The sequence below is a fragment of the Citrobacter sp. On2M genome (assembly GCF_018035235.1).
Classification (GTDB): domain Bacteria; phylum Pseudomonadota; class Gammaproteobacteria; order Enterobacterales; family Enterobacteriaceae; genus Citrobacter; species Citrobacter meridianamericanus.
Genome location: NZ_WPCV01000004.1, coordinates 1087255 through 1107433 on the forward strand (window position 1 = coordinate 1087255; position 20179 = coordinate 1107433).

The window sequence follows — 20179 nt, forward strand, 5'->3', positions numbered from 1 at the left end:
ATTAATAATACATCTTTTATGTTTACAATTGGTAACACTTAAGCAACGTGTAATCCCCCCATCACGCCGCGTTATTGCGCTTTTTTATCTATTCTTTCAGTCAATATTCCCAAAACTTTTCAATAGTTTCTAAAAAGAACCCGCGCGGCGCTGTATGCGTTTATTTCTTTTTCATGAACGGCATGTGCATGGAGAATAATATGTCAGCATCAAATGAGAAAAATAATCGTTATCTTTTAACTGACTGGAAACCGGAGAACCCCGCCTTTTGGGAAAATAAAGGTAAGCATATTGCCCGAAGAAATCTCTGGATATCAGTGAGTTGCCTGTTGCTGGCGTTCTGCGTCTGGATGTTGTTCAGCGCCGTGGCCGTCAATCTGAATAAAATTGGTTTTAATTTTACCACCGACCAACTGTTTTTATTAACCGCATTGCCTTCTCTTTCTGGCGCGATATTACGTGTTCCCTACTCCTTTATGGTACCTATATTTGGGGGGCGTCGCTGGACCATTTTTAGCACCATTATTCTGGTCGTTCCCTGCGTCTGGCTCGGATTTGCCGTGCAAAACACCGCTACTCCGTTTGGCGTATTTATTATTATTGCGCTGATGTGTGGTTTTGCTGGTGCTAACTTTGCCTCCAGCATGGGCAATATCAGCTTTTTCTTCCCAAAAGCGAAACAAGGTAGCGCGTTAGGTGTTAACGGCGGTCTCGGCAACCTTGGCGTCAGCGTGATGCAGTTGATCGCACCGTTGGTGATCTTTCTGCCCATCTTTACCTTTTTGGGCGTACAGGGCGTCCCGCAAGCCGACGGCTCGTTACTGTCGCTGGCCAATGCCGCATGGATTTGGGTTCCGTTATTGCTGATAGCCACCGTGGCGGCAAGCACGGGAATGAACGACATTGCCAGTTCGAAGGCCTCCATTGCTTCCCAGTTACCGGTCCTGAAGCGTTTTCATCTGTGGCTATTAAGCCTGCTGTATCTTGCCACCTTTGGTTCATTTATCGGTTTCTCGGCAGGCTTTGCCATGCTGGCGAAAACCCAGTTCCCGGACGTGAATATTCTGCAACTGGCGTTCTTTGGCCCATTTATTGGCGCGCTTGCGCGTTCGGCGGGCGGCGTGATCTCTGACAAGTTCGGCGGTGTACGCGTCACATTAATTAACTTCATCTTTATGGCGCTGTTTAGTGCCCTGCTGTTTCTTACCCTGCCAGGGTCTGGCGAAGGAAACTTTGTCGCCTTCTACCTGGTGTTTATGGGCTTGTTCCTGACCGCAGGTTTGGGTAGCGGTTCGACCTTCCAGATGATTGCGGTGATCTTTCGCAAAATCACCATTTACCGGGTGAAGCTGCACGGTGGTACTGAAGAACAGGCTCAGCGTGAAGCGGTAACCGATACCGCAGCCGCTCTGGGATTTATCTCTGCTATTGGCGCGGTCGGGGGCTTCTTTATTCCGAAAGCGTTCGGTTCATCGCTGGCGCTGACCGGCTCTCCGGTCGGCGCCATGAAAATATTCCTTGTGTTCTACATCGTCTGCGTGCTGGTGACCTGGCTGGTATACGGCCGTAAATCACAAAAAAAATAGTCATCTTTTAGCCAGTGCGGGCAACGTTATTCGAAGCAGGAGTTATGTCATGAGTAAACTGTTAGATCGCTTTCGCTACTTTAAACAAAAGGGTGAGACATTTGCCGAGGGGCATGGGCAAGTGATGCACACCAACCGGGACTGGGAAGACAGCTATCGTCAGCGCTGGCAGTTCGATAAAATTGTGCGTTCTACCCACGGCGTTAACTGTACCGGCTCATGCAGCTGGAAAATCTACGTCAAAAACGGGCTGGTAACCTGGGAAACTCAGCAAACCGACTATCCTCGTACCCGACCTGACCTGCCAAATCATGAGCCCCGTGGCTGCCCACGCGGCGCAAGTTATTCCTGGTATCTGTACAGCGCCAACCGCCTGAAATATCCGCTGGTGCGTAAACGTCTAATCGAATTGTGGCGCGACGCCCTGTCCCGCCAGCCCGATCCGGTGCTGGCCTGGGAATCCATTATGAACGACCCGCAAAAATGCCTGAGTTACAAGCAGGTGCGCGGGCGCGGCGGGTTTATCCGTTCCAACTGGAAAGAGCTTAATCAGTTGATTGCCGCCGCCAACGTCTGGACGGTAAAAACCTACGGTCCGGATCGCGTGGCCGGATTCTCCCCCATCCCCGCAATGTCGATGGTCTCTTATGCCGCAGGCACACGCTATCTCTCGCTACTGGGCGGAACTTGTCTGAGCTTCTATGACTGGTACTGCGACTTACCGCCTGCATCACCAATGACCTGGGGCGAGCAGACCGATGTACCGGAATCTGCCGACTGGTATAACTCCAGTTATATCATTGCCTGGGGTTCTAACGTGCCACAGACCCGAACCCCGGACGCGCACTTTTTTACTGAAGTACGTTACAAAGGTACCAAGACGATTGCCATTACGCCGGATTACTCGGAGGTCGCCAAACTCTGCGACCAGTGGCTGGCACCCAAACAAGGGACGGACAGCGCGCTGGCGATGGCAATGGGCCACGTCATCCTGAAAGAGTTCCACCTCGACAATCCCAGCGATTACTTCCTCAATTACTGTCGCCGCTATACCGACATGCCGATGCTGGTGCTGCTGGATGCCCGCGAAGATGGCACCTACGTGCCTGGACGCATGATGCGCGCCTCAGACCTTGTCGATGGTCTGGGCGAAAACAACAATCCAGAGTGGAAAACGGTGGCTTTCAACCGCGAAGGCGAACTGGTTGTCCCGAACGGATCCATCGGTTTTCGCTGGGGCGAGAAAGGCAAATGGAATCTCGAATCGCTGGCGGCAGGGACTGAAACAGAGCTTTCCCTCTCGCTGCTTGGTCAGCATGATGACGTGACCGGCGTGGCGTTTCCCTATTTCGGCGGCAACGAAAACCCACATTTTCGCAGCGTGAAACAGGAGCCGGTGCTGATTCGCCAACTGCCGGTAAAACATCTTACCCTCGCCGATGGCAGCCGTTGCCCGGTGGTGAGCGTCTATGATCTGGTACTGGCGAATTACGGCCTCGACCGTGGTCTGGATGATGTTCATAGCGCGCAAGATTACAGCGAAGTGAAAGCCTACACCCCTGCCTGGGGCGAGCAAATTACCGGCGTGCCACGCCGTCATATCGAGCAAATCGCCCGCGAGTTTGCTGATACCGCGCACAAAACGCATGGCCGCTCGATGATCATCCTCGGGGCGGGCGTTAACCACTGGTATCACATGGACATGAACTATCGTGGGATGATTAACATCCTCGTGTTCTGTGGTTGCGTGGGGCAAAGCGGCGGCGGCTGGGCACACTATGTGGGTCAGGAGAAGCTGCGGCCGCAAACCGGTTGGTTACCGCTGGCCTTTGCGCTGGACTGGAACCGTCCTCCGCGTCAGATGAACAGCACCTCGTTTTTCTACAACCACTCCAGTCAGTGGCGCTATGAAAAACTTACCGCTCAGGAACTCCTCTCTCCGCTGGCCGATGCATCGAAGTTTAGTGGGCATTTAATTGATTTTAACGTGCGCGCAGAAAGGATGGGCTGGCTGCCGTCCGCCCCGCAGCTAAACCTCAACCCACTGACCGTCAAGGAAAAGGCAGATCAAGCGGGAATGTCTCCGGTGGAATATACCGCGCAGGCGATGAAATCGGGTGATATTCGTTTTGCCTGCGAACAGCCGGATAGCGGCAAGAACCATCCACGCAACCTCTTCGTCTGGCGCTCTAACCTGCTCGGCTCTTCCGGTAAAGGGCATGAATACATGCTCAAATATCTGCTGGGTACCGAAAGCGGGATCCAGGGAGAGGCGCTCGGTTCAAGCGACGGTATTAAACCTGAAGAAGTTGAATGGCAGTCCGCAGCGATTGAGGGCAAGCTCGATCTGCTGGTAACGCTCGATTTCCGTATGTCGAGTACCTGCCTGTTCTCCGATATCGTTTTACCAACCGCCACCTGGTATGAAAAAGACGATATGAACACCTCGGATATGCATCCGTTTATTCATCCCTTGTCAGCGGCAGTCGACCCGGCGTGGGAATCGAAGAGCGACTGGGAAATTTATAAAGGCATCGCCAAAGTCTTCTCCGAGGTTTGTGTCGGGCACCTTGGGCAAGAAACGGATGTTGTATTGCAACCGCTGCAACACGACTCCCCGGCAGAACTGGCGCAGCCGTTTGACATTCTGGACTGGCGTAAAGGCGAATGCGATCTCCTGCCGGGGAAAACAGCGCCCAATATTGCCGTTGTGGAGCGTGACTACCCCGCCACCTACGAACGTTTTACTTCGCTCGGCCCACTCATGGATAAGCTCGGCAACGGCGGGAAAGGTATTGCGTGGAATACTCAGACGGAGGTCGATTTCCTCGGCAAGCTGAACTACACCAAACGCGAAGGCCCGGCAAAAGGCCGACCGTTGATTGACACTGCACTGGATGCTTCTGAAGTAATCCTCGCCCTGGCACCGGAAACCAACGGTCAGGTGGCGGTAAAAGCCTGGGAAGCGCTGGGCGCGATGACTGGTCGCGACCATACGCATCTGGCCTTGAACAAAGAAGACGAGAAAATTCGTTTTCGCGATATCCAGGCGCAGCCGCGCAAAATTATCTCCAGTCCTACTTGGTCCGGTCTGGAAAGCGAACATGTCTCCTATAACGCAGGCTATACCAACGTCCACGAACTGATCCCATGGCGTACCCTGTCCGGTCGTCAGCAGTTGTATCAGGATCATGCGTGGATGCGAGCGTTTGGTGAAAGTCTGGTGGCATATCGTCCGCCTATCGATACCCGCAGCGTCAGTGAAATGCGCGAAGTTCCGCCTAACGGCTTCCCGGAAAAAGCGCTCAACTTCCTGACGCCGCATCAGAAATGGGGGATCCACTCCACCTACAGCGAAAACCTGCTGATGCTGACGCTTTCTCGCGGCGGCCCCATTGTCTGGATCAGCGAGACCGATGCCAAAGAGCTGGGCATTGAGGATAACGACTGGATTGAAGCCTTCAACGCCAACGGTGCGCTCACTGCGCGTGCAGTAGTGAGTCAACGCGTACCTCCGGGAATGACCATGATGTATCACGCTCAGGAGCGAATCATGAGTATCCCAGGCTCGGAAGTCACCGGGATGCGTGGCGGGATCCATAACTCGGTCACCCGCGTCTGCCCGAAACCCACGCACATGATCGGCGGCTATGCGCAACTGGCATACAGCTTCAATTATTACGGGACGGTCGGCTCTAACCGCGATGAGTTCATCATGATTAGAAAAATGAAAAACATTAACTGGCTGGATGATGAAGGTCGCGATCAGGTACAGGAGGCGAAAAAATGAAAATACGCTCACAGGTAGGCATGGTCCTTAATCTGGATAAGTGCATCGGCTGCCACACCTGCTCCGTCACCTGTAAAAACGTCTGGACCGGGCGTGAAGGGATGGAATATGCATGGTTTAACAACGTCGAGACCAAGCCGGGCATTGGTTATCCGAAAAACTGGGAAGATCAGGAAGAGTGGCAAGGCGGCTGGGTTCGTGATGTCAACGGCAAGATCAGACCGCGTCTGGGCGGCAAGATGGGCGTGATCACCAAAATTTTCGCCAACCCGGTGATCCCGCAAATCGATGATTATTACGAACCGTTTACCTACGATTATCAGCATCTGCATAGCGCGCCGGAGAGCAAGAATCAGCCCACCGCGCGTCCGCGTTCACTGATTGATGGCAAGCGGATGGACAAGATTATCTGGGGTCCTAACTGGGAAGAGCTGCTCGGCGGTGAGTTTTCAAAACGAGCCCGTGACCGTAACTTTGAGAAGATGCAAAAGGAGATGTACGGGCAGTTCGAAAACACCTTCATGATGTATTTACCGCGCCTGTGCGAACACTGTCTGAACCCAAGCTGTGTCGCCACCTGCCCGAGCGGTGCCATCTATAAGCGTGAAGAAGACGGCATCGTGCTGATCGACCAGGACAAATGTCGAGGTTGGCGTTTGTGCATTAGCGGTTGCCCGTATAAAAAAATCTACTTTAACTGGAAGAGTGGCAAATCAGAGAAGTGCATTTTCTGTTATCCACGTATTGAGTCCGGTCAGCCAACGGTGTGTTCAGAAACCTGCGTCGGGCGTATCCGTTATCTCGGCGTATTGCTGTACGATGCCGATCGCATCGAGGAAGCTGCGAGCACCGAGCATGAAACCGATCTCTACGAGCGTCAGTGCGATGTGTTCCTCAACCCGAACGATCCGGCGGTGATTGAAGAAGCGCTGAAACAGGGGATTCCGCACAACGTTATCGAAGCGGCCCAACGTTCACCGGTCTATAAAATGGCGATGGACTGGAAGCTGGCGCTGCCTCTGCATCCCGAATACCGCACTTTGCCGATGGTCTGGTATGTTCCGCCGTTGTCACCGATTCAGTCAATTGCCGACGCCGGTGGCCTGCCGCACAACGGCAACATTTTGCCTGCGGTTGAGTCACTGCGAATTCCGGTTCAATACCTCGCCAACATGCTTAGCGCGGGCGATACCGGCCCGGTACTGCGCGCGCTAAAACGGATGATGGCGATGCGCCACTATATGCGTTCGCAAACCGTCGAAGGTGTTACGGATACTCGCGCGATTGAGGAAGTGGGTCTGAGCGTTGAGCAGGTTGAAGAAATGTATCGCTATCTGGCGATTGCCAACTATGAAGACCGCTTCGTGATCCCGACCAGCCACCGCGAAATGGCGCGCGATGCCTTCCCGGAGAAAAACGGCTGCGGCTTTACCTTCGGTGACGGCTGCCATGGCTCCGACACTAAATTCAACCTGTTCAACAGTAGCCGTATTGACGCTATCGACATCACAGAAGTGCGCGATAAAGCGGAGGGGGAATAATGCAAATCCTGAAGGTTATCGGCCTGCTGATGGAGTACCCCGACGAACTGCTAAGGGAGTGTAAAGACGAGGCACTGGCGCTTGTGGCCTGCGATGCCCCAATGCTTAGCGAATTTAGCCAGGCGCTGCTCAATGCGCCGTTACTGGATAAACAAGCCGAATGGTGCGAAATCTTTGACCGGGGTCGGGCCACCTCTCTGCTGCTGTTTGAACATGTGCACGCCGAGTCTCGTGACCGTGGTCAGGCAATGGTTGATCTGTTGGCGCAGTACGAAAAGGTCGGGCTGCAGCTCGACTGTCGTGAACTGCCGGATCACCTGCCTTTATATCTTGAGTACTTAAGCGTGTTACCGGAAGCGGAGGCTAAAGAAGGGCTGCAGAACGTCGCACCGATTCTGGCGTTACTGGGTGGGCGTTTGAAGCAGCGTGATACGCCCTGGTATCAACTGTTTGATGCCCTGCTGCTGCTTGCAGGAAGCCCCCTCTCAAGTGACAGTGTCACTAAACAGGTTAGCACGGAAACTCGCGACGATACCCGACAGGCGCTGGATGCAGTCTGGGAAGAGGAACAGGTGAAGTTTATTGAGGATAACGCCACCGCCTGTGACAGTTCACCGTTACAAAATTATCAACGACGCTTTAGCCAGGACGTGGCACCTCAGTATGTCGACGTCAGCGCGGGAGGCCCGAAATGATACAGTACCTGAACGTCTTTTTTTACGATATCTATCCGTACCTGTGCGGTACGGTGTTTATCCTCGGCAGTTGGCTACGCTACGACTACGGGCAATACACATGGCGCGCCTCTTCCAGCCAGATGCTGGACAAACGCGGTATGGTGTTGTGGTCAAACTTATTCCATATCGGTATTCTGGGGATATTCTTCGGTCACCTGTTTGGCATGTTAACGCCGCACTGGATGTATGCCTGGTTCCTGCCGATTGCGGTAAAGCAGCAGATGGCGATGATTGCCGGCGGATTTTGTGGCGTGCTGACGCTGGTTGGCGGCGCTGGCCTGCTGGTGCGCCGGCTGACTAATCCGCGCATTCGTGCAACCTCCTCCACCGCCGATATTCTGATCCTCTGCGTTCTGCTGATTCAATGTATTCTCGGTTTAACCACTATCCCGTTCTCAGCGCAGCATCCTGACGGCAGTGAAATGCTGAAACTGGTCGGTTGGGCGCAGTCGGTGGTGACCTTCCAGGGCGGTGCGTCTGCGCATCTGGATGGCGTGGCGTGGATTTTCCGTGTGCATCTGGTTCTGGGAATGACCATTTTCCTGCTGTTCCCGTTCACCCGACTGGTCCACGTATGGAGTGCGCCGTTTGAGTACTTTACCCGCCGTTATCAGATAGTGCGTTCACGCCGCTAATTTTTTCTGATGCCCGGTATAGCTTGCGCTTACCGGGCCTGGATCGCTATCCCGCTTTTTGTACGTTATGATGCTTCTCCATCCCAGGGAGAACGCTAATGAAACCACAGGTTTATCACGTCGATGCCTTTACCTCGATACCCTTTCGTGGCAATTCAGCGGGAGTGGTGTTGCATGCTGACGGACTGAGCGAAGCGCAGATGCAGCTCATTGCTCGCGAGCTACGTCATTCGGAAACCGCATTCCTGCTGACCAGTGACGACAGCGATGTTCACATCCGTTATTTCACGCCGACGGTCGAAGTTCCTATCTGTGGGCACGCTACCGTCGCAGCACATTATGTGCGCGCCAATGTGCTGGGTTTGGGCAACAGCACCGTCTGGCAAACCTCGCTCGCCGGTCGTCATCGGGTCGATATTGAAGCAAGTGACAATGACTATCGCATCAGCCTTGAACAAGGCGTACCTGGATTCGAAGCTCCGCTGGAAGGTGCTGTACGTACCGCGATAATCGATGCACTGCACCTGAGCGAAGACGATATGCTGCCCGGATTACCCATTCAGGTAGCCACCACCGGACACTCTAAAGTGATGATTGCGCTGAAGCCTGAGGTGGACCTCGACGCCCTTTCCCCGGATTTGCCTGCCCTGACCGCTATCAGCCAGCAAATTGGCTGTAACGGGTTCTTCCCTTTTCAAATTCGCAAGGGCGAAAACGCCACCGATGGCCGCATGTTCTCGCCTGCTATTGGTATTGTGGAAGATCCGGTCACCGGCAATGCCAACGGTCCAATGGGGGCGTGGCTGGTTCACCATGGCGTGATGCCGCATGACGGGAAAACGCTACGTGTTCAGGGGCATCAGGGCCGCGCGCTCGGGCGCGACGGTATTGTTGATGTGACGGTGGCTATCCGTGATAACCTGCCGGAAAAAGTGACTATTACCGGTTCGGCAGTGATCCTGTTTCATGCCGAATGGGCGATCGATTTTTGATTGAATCTGTAAGCCGGATGAAGCGATGACGCCGCATCCGGCATTATTCCCATCCTCTATTTCCCCGCCTCCGGATGTGTATCAAACGCCGCCATGACGGTCGCCAGCTCATCCAGGGTAAACCCATGCTTCACATCATCCACACCCAGTCCAAACCGTTCCTGCAGCAAGGCATACAGACTGGCGACATCGGGTAAATTTATCTGTTCTACCGCACGACCATCCTGATAATGGGTAAAATGAAAATTGGTCAACGTCAGCTTGCCGCCGTCCGGAAGATGGCGACACATCAGCAGATGATGACGAAAATGTGATTGTGGCCAGTGCGCGGACCAGAAGTTACCTATCAGATAATCGCTGTGATGTTGCACCACCAGATCGAAGCAGTACATTGACTGCCAGTGATCGTGATGGCGGAACTGCAGGATCCAGTCATCACCCTCCTGAACCAGGCGATATTCGCCGTGTGGCGTTTGCTGCTCAATGTCGGCCTGCAGACGAATCGGCGCCGTCAGCGTTTGTCCGCCGAAGCCAACGTCGGCGATCCACTGCTCTCCCTGTAATTCAACCAGCAACAGACGATGCGTGCGCGGCGGCAAGCTTGACGGATTAGCCAGAACCACTCGTCCGAGAAGGCTACGTACGTTAAAACCGATTTCGCGTAACGCGCGCTCAAACACTCCGTTCTGCTCAAAGCAATAGCCGCCGCGACGCGCGGTCACCAGTTTCTCTTCCAGCGACTGATCGTCGAGCTGCATCTCTCTTGGCAGCAATACATCCAGGTTCTCAAATGGAATTGCACCGTTGTGCAGTAAATGCAGTGCTTTTAAGGTTTCAATGTCGGCGCTGGCCGAACCTGACCAGCCAATGCGGGCAAAATAAGCGGTTAAAAAAGGCGTCATACGGCGTTCCTGTTCGATTGGTGCAGTACTTATAACGCATTTTTAATTTTACGCTGTCGAAATTGTGCGTTGTTCCTCAAGACGAGGCGACAAAATCGCTAATACCGTTAATATCTATATCTATTGTGGTGTGTTATCTCTCAGATCAGGAGCATCCATGAGCCATTTCCGTTCAATCGAATTAAAACATGCAAGTCGGCTGCTTAACCACGGCCCTACGATACTAATCACCAGCCGGGATGAGCATACCGAGCGGCGCAATGTGATGGCGGCGGCATGGTCAATGCCCGTGGAGTTTGAACCGCCGCGGATCGCAATTGTTGTCGATAAAACCGCCTGGTCGCGTGAATTGATTGAGCGTAGCGGCAAGTTCGGCATCGTTATTCCGGGCGTGGCCGCCACCAACTGGACCTGGGCGGTAGGCAGCGTTTCGGGCCGCGTAGAAGATAAATTTAACTGCTATGGTATTCCGGTGGTAAAAGGTCCGGTACTGGGATTACCGTTAATAGAAGCGAAATGTCTGGCCTGGATGGAGTGTCGTCTGCTGCCTGCAACGGCGGCACAGGAAAAATATGACACCCTGTTTGGCGAAGTGGTATCTGCTGCCGCTGATGAGCGTGTCTTCGTTGAGGGACGCTGGCAGTTTGATGATGGCCTACTCAATACCCTGCATCATCTTGGCGCCGGAACCTTTGTCACCAGCGGGAAACGCATAACAGCGGCTGAATAATACGGGCGCAATAATCGCCCGTTTACTTTCACATGCTGTAGCCGGGTTTTTTAATCAGCCTCGTCATCTGCGGCGCAATTTCGGCATCCCACACGCCCTGCCACGCCTCGGGCTCAATTTCATTCAGCGCCACGCTCACTGAACTCTCTTTGCTTTGTAAATGACGAATAATGACTTCGGTAATATCCGCCGCCAGTGCGGCCTTCTGTTCTTCGTTCAGATCGCGAGGAAAACATTTGATATCAACGTGCGGCATGACAGGTTCCTTATTGTTTTGGGATGCAGGTTACTTATGCGGACTCTCGTTCAACCAGGTGAAATCCGACATCAATAATATCGTCTTCACGCGGGATTTGTTCGATACGATCGGCCAGAAGTGTGGCAGCGCGCTGTCCATAGCAAACCAGGACGGCGATAACCTTTGTTCAGCAAATAGTCTGCCACCGCCTGTATCACTTTTTCCACGGTTTTCGGGCGCGCCAACTGCGGGTTATTTAGCGCCCTGCTCACCGTGATGGGTGACAATCCTCAGTCTTTTGATTACGCCATTCAGTACGTCGGTTCGATGGGGCTGATTGGCCTGATTTCTTATCTGTTTATCGTGGGTTCATTGGATCGTATTACGCTGACGCCTTCCGTCGCGTAATTTTACCTTATGGCGATAGTTCGCCCGCTGTTCCGGGATTTGCACTCCTGCGGAATAGCGTTTTTTTATTCAAATAATCTTATTGTTTTTCAGTACAGTACGCAGCCGTGGGTGCTGACAAACTGCATCAGCGATGGCGCTAATATTCGGCGTGTTGTCCTGAAACCAGTCATGCCCTGGCCCCCAGGTGCGCATAACGGCAATATATACGTCCAGTAGTGTTAGCTGATCCCCGAATGCGTACGGCTCGGCGTTTAGCTGATCGTTCAGCCACATATAGAGAGATTTCCGGTACTCAATGCAGTTTTTTTTCAACTGCGCCGGAGCATCTGGCGCCCAGCGATCGGGATAGTCGGCAAAGGTAAATGTAGGATAGACATTTGCCACCAGCCAAATCAGCAGGCGCTGAAACTGCTGGCGTTCGGCGTGTCCAACGGGTGGCGCAAGTTCAGGGCAACGATCGAGGATCATCAGCGCGATCGCTGCCGTTTCCGTCATCACATTGCCATTTTCCAGCACCAGTGTGGGCACCTGACATAGCGGATTCATTTTTTTAAGTAACTCCCGCTGAGGGCCGTCACTGTCAAAACCGTCGACATTAATAAAATGATAAGGGATTTCCGCCAGTGTGAGCATAACTTCACTGATGGCCGATCCCCAGCCCGGCACCCCATAGATTTTCATCATGCTGCAACCCTCAATGTTAAAACCCTAAGTGTAGAGCAGCATTCGTGAGTCTATGCAGTCATCATTATTACTCTAATAATAACAATACCCGTGCCAGAGCGAACACCAGGAGAGTAAGAGATGCGTTCCAGTATGTTTAAATACATGAGCATTTTTGTGCAGGTTGTGGAGCAAGGCGGATTTGCCAAAGCCGCCGATGTGTTACACCTGCATCGCCCTGCTGTAACCAAAGCGATGGGCGTAAAGCTGCTTAAGCGCACCACCCGCAAAGTGAGTCTGACTGATGAGGGCGACGCTTTTTATCAGCGCACAAAAATATTACTTGGTGATGTTGATGACATCATGACCTCTTTCTCACCCACTCGCCCTCCGCGCGGAAAACTCAGGGTGAACGCTCCCCTGTCGCTGGCGCATTCGGTATTAGTCCCGGCCCTGAACGATTTCCAGTCGCGCTACCCGGATAACGGTTTATCTTTGAAGGACTGCAATCCGGTCAGCTCAAACCGCTGATTGATAAAACCTTCGCTTTTGATGACATTGTCAACGCGCATCGCTACATGGAAGCCAACGGTCAGGTGGGTAAAATCGTCGTCACCCTGTAATCCCTGTGCGGCGCAGCCTTGTGCCTCACGGTGCGCTCCTGACAGCGCTTTCTTTCTGGCGCGATATTTTCACTATGCCTATCACTTCCTGATTAAAAAATCTTGTATGCGTACACTACAAAATATAATAGGGATGTTATCCGCCCTGTAAAAAAATATACTTTTGAGTTTGTTTTATTTCAACAGTAAGATAGCAGTTAATTTAACTTAGGTCAGGGCAAACCGCCTTTCGCGTTATATGTTTGTATTAATTGTTTAACTTTTATGACAACAAATGAATAGTTTAAATGGAAATTTTTATTTTAAGTACTTTCACAAAATTGATGATTAGTAGAGAATGCAGCGTTTCTTATTAAGACTTATTTAAAACAACTTTTAATATCCCCTGGTTTCATTGCGGGGATTTTTTGTATGGATTTTACATACCATCATGGGGTCTCTATGAAAAGTAACACGCCCGTTACACAAATTGAGCACAGACTTAACGATAAAGCGACGCTGCTTTCTACGACGGATAAAGAAAGTCATATTACCTACGCCAACTCTGCGTTTATTGACGCCAGCGGATTTAACGAACACCAGTTAATGGGCGAACCGCATAATATTATTCGCCACCCTGATATGCCTCCCGCGGCGTTCGCCGATATGTGGTACACGCTACAGCAGGGAGAGAGCTGGACAGGGATGGTGAAAAACCGTCGGCAGAATGGCGACCATTACTGGGTTCGCGCCAACGTTACACCGGTCTGGCAAAATGAAAAGCTCACTGGCTACATTTCGGTGCGTACCGTTCCTTCGCGTGATGAAATAACTCATAGTGAAAGCTTATACCAAAAAATTAATAGTCAGCAGTTTAAAGGCTTTCGGCTTTATAAAGGCATTATCATTCGTCGCGGCATAATGGCATGGGCTTCTATGTTTAAATGGCTGAGTATTAGCCAGCGCGTCAATTATTCTTTAGGAGTAGCCGCCCTGCTCACTTTGTTATTTCAGTTCGCCCCTATCAACCCATTTATTCAGGCGGGTGGGTTGTTAATATTATTTCTTATGCTTGCTATTTACCTTAAGTATCAAATTTGTCAGCCAGTTAATACGCTACTGACGCAAATGAAAAAAGTGGTATCCGGACGAAAACCTGATAACTGTCATTTAAATCGGGTGGATGAGATCGGAATGCTGATGCGGCTGGTTAATCAGTCCGGACTTAACCTGAATTCACTGGTCGATGACGTCAGTACGCAAATCTCCGGCATTCGCGCGATCAGTCAACGGGTATCAAAAGAAGGTACGGCGCTGCATAAACGCTCAGAAGAAACCTCAGCCGACCTGCAACAGACGGCTGCGGCCATTGAAGAAATTGGCAGTGCAGTACAGCAAACCGCTGAAACGGCGGCTCATACCATGACTATGGCCGATAAAACCAGCGCCAACGCTGCAGAAGGCGGCGATATCATGAAACAAACTATCGCCATGATGCAGGCGATATCGCGTGACAACGGGCAGATCGTTGACATCATTGGCGTCATCGACAGCATCGCTTTTCAGACCAATATTCTGGCGCTCAATGCCGCAGTTGAGGCGGCGCGCGCCGGGGAATCCGGCCGTGGTTTTGCCGTCGTGGCGGCAGAAGTACGAAATCTGGCGCAGCACTCAGCGTCCGCGGCAAAAGAGATCAAGCAACTTATCGAAAAAAACGTCGCTAACGTGAATAGCGGGGTCAAAATGGTGGAGCAAACTGAAACACATCTCACCGGGATGATTGGCGATGTACTGCAGATGTCGATGATGATCAAAGACATTAGTCTGGCCACCCGCGAGCAAACCCTGGCGTTGGATCTGATTAATGATTCGATTTCACGCGTTGGCACCATGACACACAATAACGCCGAGATGGTGGAACGTGTCACTGACGCGACCGCCGATCTGACCCAGCGTTCATCACGTTTACAGCAGGCCGTTCAGGTCTTTGGCGCATCGGCATAAACACGCCGCGCTTATCGGGTAAATGTCTCGATAAGCGCGCCTCTCCTTGTATTAACCCCCTTCTTTTTTATTGGCTGAATCGGGGCCACACCGCGCCAGCTATGGCTGTACAAAAAATACTGAATTCTTGTTATCGGGGCTTTGCGAAACCGATCAATTGAATGTAGGATGCTCGGCCGGCTGTTTTCCCTCGTAACACAATGAAGGGTAACGCTGTTTTCGCCGCAGCAGGTGCGGCAAAAAGGACGTTGAATTTTTGTCAGGTCAACAGGAAACGTAATGAACACAAACAACACGCAAGCCGCAGAGCAACATGCGGCGAAACGACGCTGGTTGAATGCTCACGAAGAGGGGTATCACAAAGCGATGGGCAATCGACAGGTGCAAATGATCGCCATTGGCGGCGCAATTGGTACCGGATTGTTTTTAGGCGCAGGCGCACGCTTGCAGATGGCCGGGCCTGCTTTGGCGCTGGTCTATCTGGTGTGCGGTATTTTTTCGTTCTTTATACTGCGCGCGCTCGGTGAACTGGTTTTACACCGCCCTTCCAGCGGCAGTTTTGTTTCCTATGCTCGTGAATTTTTAGGTGAGAAAGCCGCCTATGTGGCGGGCTGGATGTACTTCATCAACTGGGCAATGACCGGCATTGTCGATATCACCGCAGTGGCGCTGTATATGCATTACTGGGGCGCATTTGGCGATGTGCCGCAGTGGGTATTCGCCCTCGGCGCACTGGCCATTGTCGGCACCATGAACATGATCGGCGTGAAGTGGTTCGCAGAGATGGAGTTTTGGTTTGCACTGGTTAAAGTACTGGCGATTGTCATTTTTCTGGTGGTGGGGACCGTATTTTTAGGTACCGGAAAGCCGCTTGATGGTAACGCCACGGGCTTTCACCTGATTACCGACAACGGCGGATTCTTCCCGCATGGCCTGTTGCCAGCGCTGGTACTTGTACAGGGTGTGGTTTTTGCGTTTGCCTCTATTGAACTGGTGGGCACTGCCGCCGGTGAATGCAAAGATCCGAAAACGATGGTGCCAAAAGCAATCAATAGCGTTATCTGGCGTATTGGTCTGTTTTATGTGGGTTCTGTCGTGCTGCTGGTTCTGTTACTACCATGGAACGCCTATCAGGCAGGACAAAGCCCGTTTGTCACCTTCTTCTCCAAACTGGGTGTGCCGTACATCGGCAGTATCATGAATATTGTGGTGCTCACTGCGGCGCTTTCCAGCCTTAACTCCGGGCTGTATTGCACCGGGCGTATTTTACGTTCCATGGCGATGGGCGGATCTGCGCCGAAGTTTATGGCGAAAATGAGCCGTCAACAGGTACCCTGGGCTGGGATCCTCGCCACGCTGGTCGTGTATGTCGTTGGCGTATTCCTGAACTATCTGGTGCCATCGCAGGTGTTTGAGATCGTGCTGAACTTCGCGTCGCTGGGCATTATTGCGTCGTGGGGATTTATTATGGTCTGTCAGATGCGTCTGCGCCGGGCCATCAAAGAAGGCAAAACGGCAGATGTCAGCTTCAAACTGCCGGGCGCACCGTTTACCTCCTGGTTAACGCTGCTGTTCCTGCTGAGCGTGCTGGTACTGATGGCGTTTGACTATCCGAACGGTACTTATACCATCGCATCATTACCGCTGATAGCCATCCTGCTGGTTGCGGGTTGGTTTGGTGTACGTAAGCGCGTTGCTGAAATTCACCGCACTGCGCCGTAATGACAAAAGGCCTGACAGGTTAATCCTTCAGGCCTTCTTTTTTAGTTAGTTTCAATCAACTGCGCGACGTCATTGCTGTTAATTCCCCGCGCATTCCCGTCTTTTTATCCAGCTTTGACGAGGCGTATCGTAGGGTTTGGAGAAATGATCGGAGGGGTTTCCCCCTCCGGTTAATTACAGCGCAATACGAATAACATCGTCCGGCTGGGTAGCTTCCTGCTCGCGTGTAGACTTCTGCTTCACGCTGACGTACAGGGTTCTACCATCGGTGGAGAGCGCCAGGCTGTTCGGGAATGTTGGGGTATCAAACGTTTTGATGACTTTATAAGTTTTCGCGTCGATCACGCTGACTTTTCCGGCCTGACGATGGGTCACGTAGGCTTCGTTACGCACCGGGTTGAACAGCACGGCCAGGGATTCCGGCGCGACGACTTTAGCCAGTACGTTACCATTACGGGTGTCGACTACCAGCACTTCTGCCGCTTTAGAGTCGGTGACAAATGCACGGTTACCCGCCGTGTCCAGGCTCAGGTTGATGAAGAAATGCTCTTTGCCATCATCCAGCAGCTTTTTGCGACTGAGAATTTTGTTGGTGGTGGTATCGATGGTAATGAATTCACCGTCTGCATTGGCCGTATACAGGCGCTTAGCGTTGCTGTCGACCGCCAGAGCGGTGCTCATTTTGCCGGTATTTTGAATGGTGTCCTTCAGTTTAATGGCATCACCGTCCACCACCCAAATCACGCTCTCTTTACCAATACCGCTAATGTATACCGTGTTCGTGGCGTCATCTGCGGCCAGCTCACGCGGCTGCAGCGGGCGAACATCTTCAGAACGCTTACGCGCATCCAGCACCAGACGCCCTTTCACTGTGCCCGTTTTGGCATCCATCGCCGTTACCGCGCTATTTACCGTGTTGCCGAACCACAGCGTTTGCGTGGCGTTGTTAATGGTGGCACCAAACGGTTTGAGATCGTTATGAATAACCTGAGTCACTTCGAGGGTGACTGGATCAAGACGATAAACCACCCCGCCGACATCCAGTTTGCGGCTCTGCGAGGTTGCCAGCCACAGTGCGTTCTCTTGTTGGCTGTACGCCATTTCATAGGCGCCTTTACCCACGGCTTTGCGCAGTAGTTCTTCTGCAGCCTGCGTAGTAAAAGATGATGCAACGAGCAGTGAACCTAACAGTAATGAACCACGCAGACGCGGTGAAAACAGATGACGTAAAGACATGACGACTCCCTTTGAAAAATTCGTTTGTTACTGCTTCACATAGCTTCAATGCGCAAAATCATAGTTTTGCTTTGTAGTAATGAGAATAGTAATCATTATTCATCTCAAAGTGGAGCACTTATTCACATATTGACTACAATCGTTTTGGTTGTCCGGTTATTTACCGCAATTCAACAGCGCTAAATTTCATCTTTTATAAAAATATTCACATGATTACCGCCGATTTTACGGCGTAAACATCATTTACTGGCCTTGTTCATGACGATTTTTTCAGCTCGCTTTATTGCATTTCCTGTTTCATTACTGTCTTTCCTGCTCTCCCCATGTGCTGTGGCAGAAAGTGAGATCAACGATCAAACGCTGATCGTGAGCGCGACGCCGCAATCCGTTTCTGAGCTGGACACCCCAGCCGCCGTCAGCGTCGTTAACGGCGAAGATATGCGTCTGGCAACGCCGCGAATTAATTTGTCTGAATCCCTGACTAGTGTCCCAGGGCTACAGGTGCAAAATCGGCAGAACTACGCCCAGGATCTACAGTTGTCGATTCGCGGATTTGGTTCGCGAACCACGTATGGCATCCGCGGTATTCGTTTGTACGTCGACGGGATCCCGGCAACGATGCCGGATGGACAGGGTCAAACCTCCAATATTGATATCAGCAGCGTACAAAATATTGAGGTTTTACGTGGCCCCTTCTCGGCTTTGTATGGCAATGCCTCCGGCGGGGTGATGAATGTCAGCACTGAAACGGGTCATGAACCGCCAACCATTGAAGCCAGCAGTTATTACGGCAGTTTTGGCACCTGGCGCTACGGGTTAAAAGCAACGGGCGCGCTGGGTGATGGTACTCAACGAGGGGATGTGGATTACACTGTTTCAACAACCCGGTTTACCACCCACGGATATCGCGATCGCAGTAGTGCGCAAAAAAGTCTGGCCAATGCCAAACTGGGCGTGCGCATAGATGATGCGAGCAAACTGACACTGATTTTCAATAGTGTAGACAGCAAGGCCGACGATCCCGGCGGTCTTACCGAGTCGGAATGGCAGTCTAATCCGCAGCAATCGCCTCGCGCAGAGCAATTTAATACGCGAAAAACCATCAAACAGACCCAGGCGGGATTGCGATATGAACGCCAGCTTAGCGCGCAGGATGATATCAGTATCATGACCTACGCGGGGGAGCGTGAGACCACGCAGTACCAGTCGATCCCAATGGCCCCTCAGTTAAAACCGTCTCACGCCGGAGGCGTCATTACCCTGCAGCGTCATTATCAGGGGATAGATAACCGTTGGACTCACCGTGGTGAGCTGGGCATACCCGTGACCTTCACTACCGGTCTGAATTATGAAAACATGAGCGAAAACCGGAAAGGCTACAACAACTTTCGCCTTGATGAAGGCGTGCCGGAGTATGGCCAGAAAGGCGACTTACGACGTAACGAACGTAATCTGATGTGGAATCTCGATCCCTATCTGCAAACCCAGTGGCAATTAACGCAGAAGCTTTCGCTGGATGCAGGCCTTCGCTACAGTTCGGTGTGGTTTGATTCTAACGATCGCTATATTACCCCAGGTAACGGAGATGACAGCGGTGACGCCAGCTATCACCAGTGGTTACCTGCCGGGTCGTTAAAATACGCCATCACTGATGCCTGGAACGTTTACCTGGCTGCGGGACGCGGGTTCGAAACACCGACCATCAATGAATTGTCTTACCGCGCTGATGGTCAAAGTGGGATGAATTTTAACCTACAGCCTGCAACAAATGATACCGTTGAAATTGGCAGTAAAACGCGTATCGGTGACGGATTGTTTACCGCCGCCCTGTTCCAGACCAACACGGATGACGAAATCGTCGTTGACAGTAGCAGCGGTGGAAGGACGACCTATAAAAACGCCGGTAAAACCCGCCGTCAGGGCGCCGAGTTAGCCTGGGACCAACGTTTTGCAGGAGACTGGCGCGTAAAAGCGGCATGGACCTGGCTTGATGCAACTTATCGCAGCAACGTCTGTGGGGATCAAAACTGCAACGGCAACCGACTGCCCGGCATAGCGCAAAACATGGGATTTGCGTCACTGGGCTACGTGCCTGATGAAGGTTGGTATGCGGGAACAGAAGTTCGTTATATGGGCAACATTATGGCCAATGATGAAAATACAGCGAAAGCCCCGTCCTATACCGTTGTTGGTTTGAATACCGGTTATAAATTTTATTACAGCAGTCTCATGATCGACCTGTTCACTCGGGTGGATAATCTGTTCGATAAAACTTATGTCGGCTCGGTGATTGTGAATGAGTCAAACGGCAGATACTACGAACCGGCGCCAGGACGAAACTACGGTTTAGGAATTAATCTGGCATGGCGTTTTGAGTAAAACTGGCGGGA

At 52.0% G+C, this 20179-nt stretch carries 15 protein-coding genes and 4 pseudogenes; 13 read left to right on the forward strand and 6 right to left on the reverse strand.

From position 1 onward, the window contains the following. The first annotated feature begins 200 nt into the window (after positions 1-200). From On2M_RS15525 to On2M_RS15550, 6 genes are all read left to right on the forward strand, one after another. The gene (locus On2M_RS15525) at positions 201-1586 is read left to right on the forward strand and encodes a NarK family nitrate/nitrite MFS transporter (RefSeq protein ID WP_151219255.1); all 1386 of its coding nucleotides are present in this window, start codon (positions 201-203) and stop codon (positions 1584-1586) included. 49 nt (positions 1587-1635) lie between these two features. Next, positions 1636-5376 (forward strand): nitrate reductase subunit alpha, encoded by a 3741-nt coding sequence (locus On2M_RS15530; protein WP_210905102.1) that lies wholly within the window; start codon positions 1636-1638, stop codon positions 5374-5376. Further along, positions 5373-6917, forward strand: coding sequence for a nitrate reductase subunit beta (gene narH, locus On2M_RS15535; RefSeq protein ID WP_151219257.1), 1545 nt, complete (start codon positions 5373-5375; stop codon positions 6915-6917). Before On2M_RS15530 ends, narH begins: the two co-directional genes overlap by 4 nt. Then, positions 6917-7612, forward strand: a complete 696-nt coding sequence (gene narW / locus On2M_RS15540; protein ID WP_210905103.1) for a nitrate reductase molybdenum cofactor assembly chaperone — start codon at positions 6917-6919, stop codon at positions 7610-7612. The genes narH and narW overlap by 1 nt, the downstream gene beginning before the upstream one ends. Next, positions 7609-8289, forward strand: a complete 681-nt coding sequence (narI, locus tag On2M_RS15545; RefSeq protein WP_187252403.1) for a respiratory nitrate reductase subunit gamma — start codon at positions 7609-7611, stop codon at positions 8287-8289. Before narW ends, narI begins: the two co-directional genes overlap by 4 nt. Before the next feature lie 98 nt (positions 8290-8387). Further along, positions 8388-9281 carry a PhzF family isomerase gene (locus On2M_RS15550; protein ID WP_151225467.1) on the forward strand — a complete coding sequence of 298 codons (894 nt, stop codon included), beginning with the start codon at positions 8388-8390 and terminating at the stop codon, positions 9279-9281. A gap of 56 nt (positions 9282-9337) precedes the next feature. Here On2M_RS15550 and nhoA read toward each other — a convergent pair whose 3' ends face one another. Then, entirely contained in the window at positions 9338-10183 is an 846-nt protein-coding gene (gene nhoA / locus On2M_RS15555; protein WP_187252402.1) for an N-hydroxyarylamine O-acetyltransferase, read from the reverse strand. 157 nt (positions 10184-10340) lie between these two features. Between nhoA and On2M_RS15560 the strand changes: the two genes are divergently transcribed. After that, positions 10341-10913, forward strand: a complete 573-nt coding sequence (locus On2M_RS15560; protein ID WP_151219262.1) for a flavin reductase family protein — start codon at positions 10341-10343, stop codon at positions 10911-10913. 28 nt (positions 10914-10941) lie between these two features. On the opposite strand, the gene pptA is transcribed toward On2M_RS15560, so the two are convergent. The 3 genes and pseudogenes from pptA to On2M_RS24265 all read right to left on the reverse strand — a co-directional run. Then, complete coding sequence (gene pptA / locus On2M_RS15565; RefSeq protein ID WP_151219263.1) at positions 10942-11169, reverse strand: tautomerase PptA; 228 nt, start codon at positions 11167-11169, stop codon at positions 10942-10944. Between the two features lie 34 nt (positions 11170-11203). Continuing rightward, positions 11204-11308 (reverse strand): annotated as a pseudogene (locus On2M_RS24445) (GntR family transcriptional regulator); the annotation flags it as partial. 49 nt (positions 11309-11357) lie between these two features. After that, positions 11358-11438, reverse strand: a pseudogene (locus On2M_RS24265) (hypothetical protein); the annotation flags it as partial. On the opposite strand from On2M_RS24265, the gene On2M_RS15575 reads away from it, so the two are divergent. Then, positions 11428-11559 (forward strand): glucarate transporter, encoded by a 132-nt coding sequence (locus On2M_RS15575; RefSeq protein ID WP_210905105.1) that lies wholly within the window; start codon positions 11428-11430, stop codon positions 11557-11559. The pseudogene On2M_RS24265 and the gene On2M_RS15575 overlap by 11 nt on opposite strands. 69 nt (positions 11560-11628) lie before the next feature. Here On2M_RS15575 and On2M_RS15580 read toward each other — a convergent pair whose 3' ends face one another. After that, positions 11629-12246 (reverse strand): glutathione S-transferase family protein, encoded by a 618-nt coding sequence (locus tag On2M_RS15580; protein WP_151219266.1) that lies wholly within the window; start codon positions 12244-12246, stop codon positions 11629-11631. Between the two features lie 120 nt (positions 12247-12366). Here On2M_RS15580 and On2M_RS15585 point away from each other — a divergent pair. The 4 genes and pseudogenes from On2M_RS15585 to ansP all read left to right on the forward strand — a co-directional run. Continuing rightward, positions 12367-12708 (forward strand): annotated as a pseudogene (locus tag On2M_RS15585) (LysR family transcriptional regulator); the annotation flags it as partial. Positions 12709-12710: 2 nt separating this feature from the next. After that, positions 12711-12848, forward strand: a pseudogene (locus tag On2M_RS15590) (zinc-binding dehydrogenase); the annotation flags it as partial. Between the two features lie 441 nt (positions 12849-13289). Beyond that, positions 13290-14831, forward strand: a complete 1542-nt coding sequence (locus On2M_RS15595; RefSeq protein WP_210905106.1) for a PAS domain-containing methyl-accepting chemotaxis protein — start codon at positions 13290-13292, stop codon at positions 14829-14831. A gap of 279 nt (positions 14832-15110) precedes the next feature. Continuing rightward, on the forward strand, positions 15111-16553 hold the full coding sequence (ansP, locus tag On2M_RS15600; RefSeq protein ID WP_151225470.1) for an L-asparagine permease: 1443 nt from the start codon (positions 15111-15113) through the stop codon (positions 16551-16553). A 174-nt stretch (positions 16554-16727) separates the two neighbouring features. On the opposite strand, the gene On2M_RS15605 is transcribed toward ansP, so the two are convergent. Further along, complete coding sequence (locus On2M_RS15605) at positions 16728-17789, reverse strand: YncE family protein (RefSeq protein ID WP_210905107.1); 1062 nt, start codon at positions 17787-17789, stop codon at positions 16728-16730. Between the two features lie 258 nt (positions 17790-18047). On the opposite strand from On2M_RS15605, the gene pqqU reads away from it, so the two are divergent. Beyond that, the gene (gene pqqU / locus On2M_RS15610) at positions 18048-20168 is read left to right on the forward strand and encodes a TonB-dependent receptor PqqU (RefSeq protein WP_210905108.1); all 2121 of its coding nucleotides are present in this window, start codon (positions 18048-18050) and stop codon (positions 20166-20168) included. The last annotated feature ends 11 nt before the right edge of the window (positions 20169-20179 follow it).

Bases quoted from the DNA above. Each gene is read 5' to 3' on its own strand.
- On2M_RS15525 (WP_151219255.1), top strand. From the start codon at position 201: ATGTCAGCATCAAATGAGAAAAATAATCGTTATCTTTTAACTGACTGG.
- On2M_RS15530 (WP_210905102.1), top strand. From the start codon at position 1,636: ATGAGTAAACTGTTAGATCGCTTTCGCTACTTTAAACAAAAGGGTGAG.
- narH (WP_151219257.1), top strand. From the start codon at position 5,373: ATGAAAATACGCTCACAGGTAGGCATGGTCCTTAATCTGGATAAGTGC.
- narW (WP_210905103.1), top strand. From the start codon at position 6,917: ATGCAAATCCTGAAGGTTATCGGCCTGCTGATGGAGTACCCCGACGAA.
- narI (WP_187252403.1), top strand. From the start codon at position 7,609: ATGATACAGTACCTGAACGTCTTTTTTTACGATATCTATCCGTACCTG.
- On2M_RS15550 (WP_151225467.1), top strand. From the start codon at position 8,388: ATGAAACCACAGGTTTATCACGTCGATGCCTTTACCTCGATACCCTTT.
- nhoA (WP_187252402.1), bottom strand. From the start codon at position 10,183: ATGACGCCTTTTTTAACCGCTTATTTTGCCCGCATTGGCTGGTCAGGT.
- On2M_RS15560 (WP_151219262.1), top strand. From the start codon at position 10,341: ATGAGCCATTTCCGTTCAATCGAATTAAAACATGCAAGTCGGCTGCTT.
- pptA (WP_151219263.1), bottom strand. From the start codon at position 11,169: ATGCCGCACGTTGATATCAAATGTTTTCCTCGCGATCTGAACGAAGAA.
- On2M_RS15575 (WP_210905105.1), top strand. From the start codon at position 11,428: ATGGGTGACAATCCTCAGTCTTTTGATTACGCCATTCAGTACGTCGGT.
- On2M_RS15580 (WP_151219266.1), bottom strand. From the start codon at position 12,246: ATGATGAAAATCTATGGGGTGCCGGGCTGGGGATCGGCCATCAGTGAA.
- On2M_RS15595 (WP_210905106.1), top strand. From the start codon at position 13,290: ATGAAAAGTAACACGCCCGTTACACAAATTGAGCACAGACTTAACGAT.
- ansP (WP_151225470.1), top strand. From the start codon at position 15,111: ATGAACACAAACAACACGCAAGCCGCAGAGCAACATGCGGCGAAACGA.
- On2M_RS15605 (WP_210905107.1), bottom strand. From the start codon at position 17,789: ATGTCTTTACGTCATCTGTTTTCACCGCGTCTGCGTGGTTCATTACTG.
- pqqU (WP_210905108.1), top strand. From the start codon at position 18,048: ATGACGATTTTTTCAGCTCGCTTTATTGCATTTCCTGTTTCATTACTG.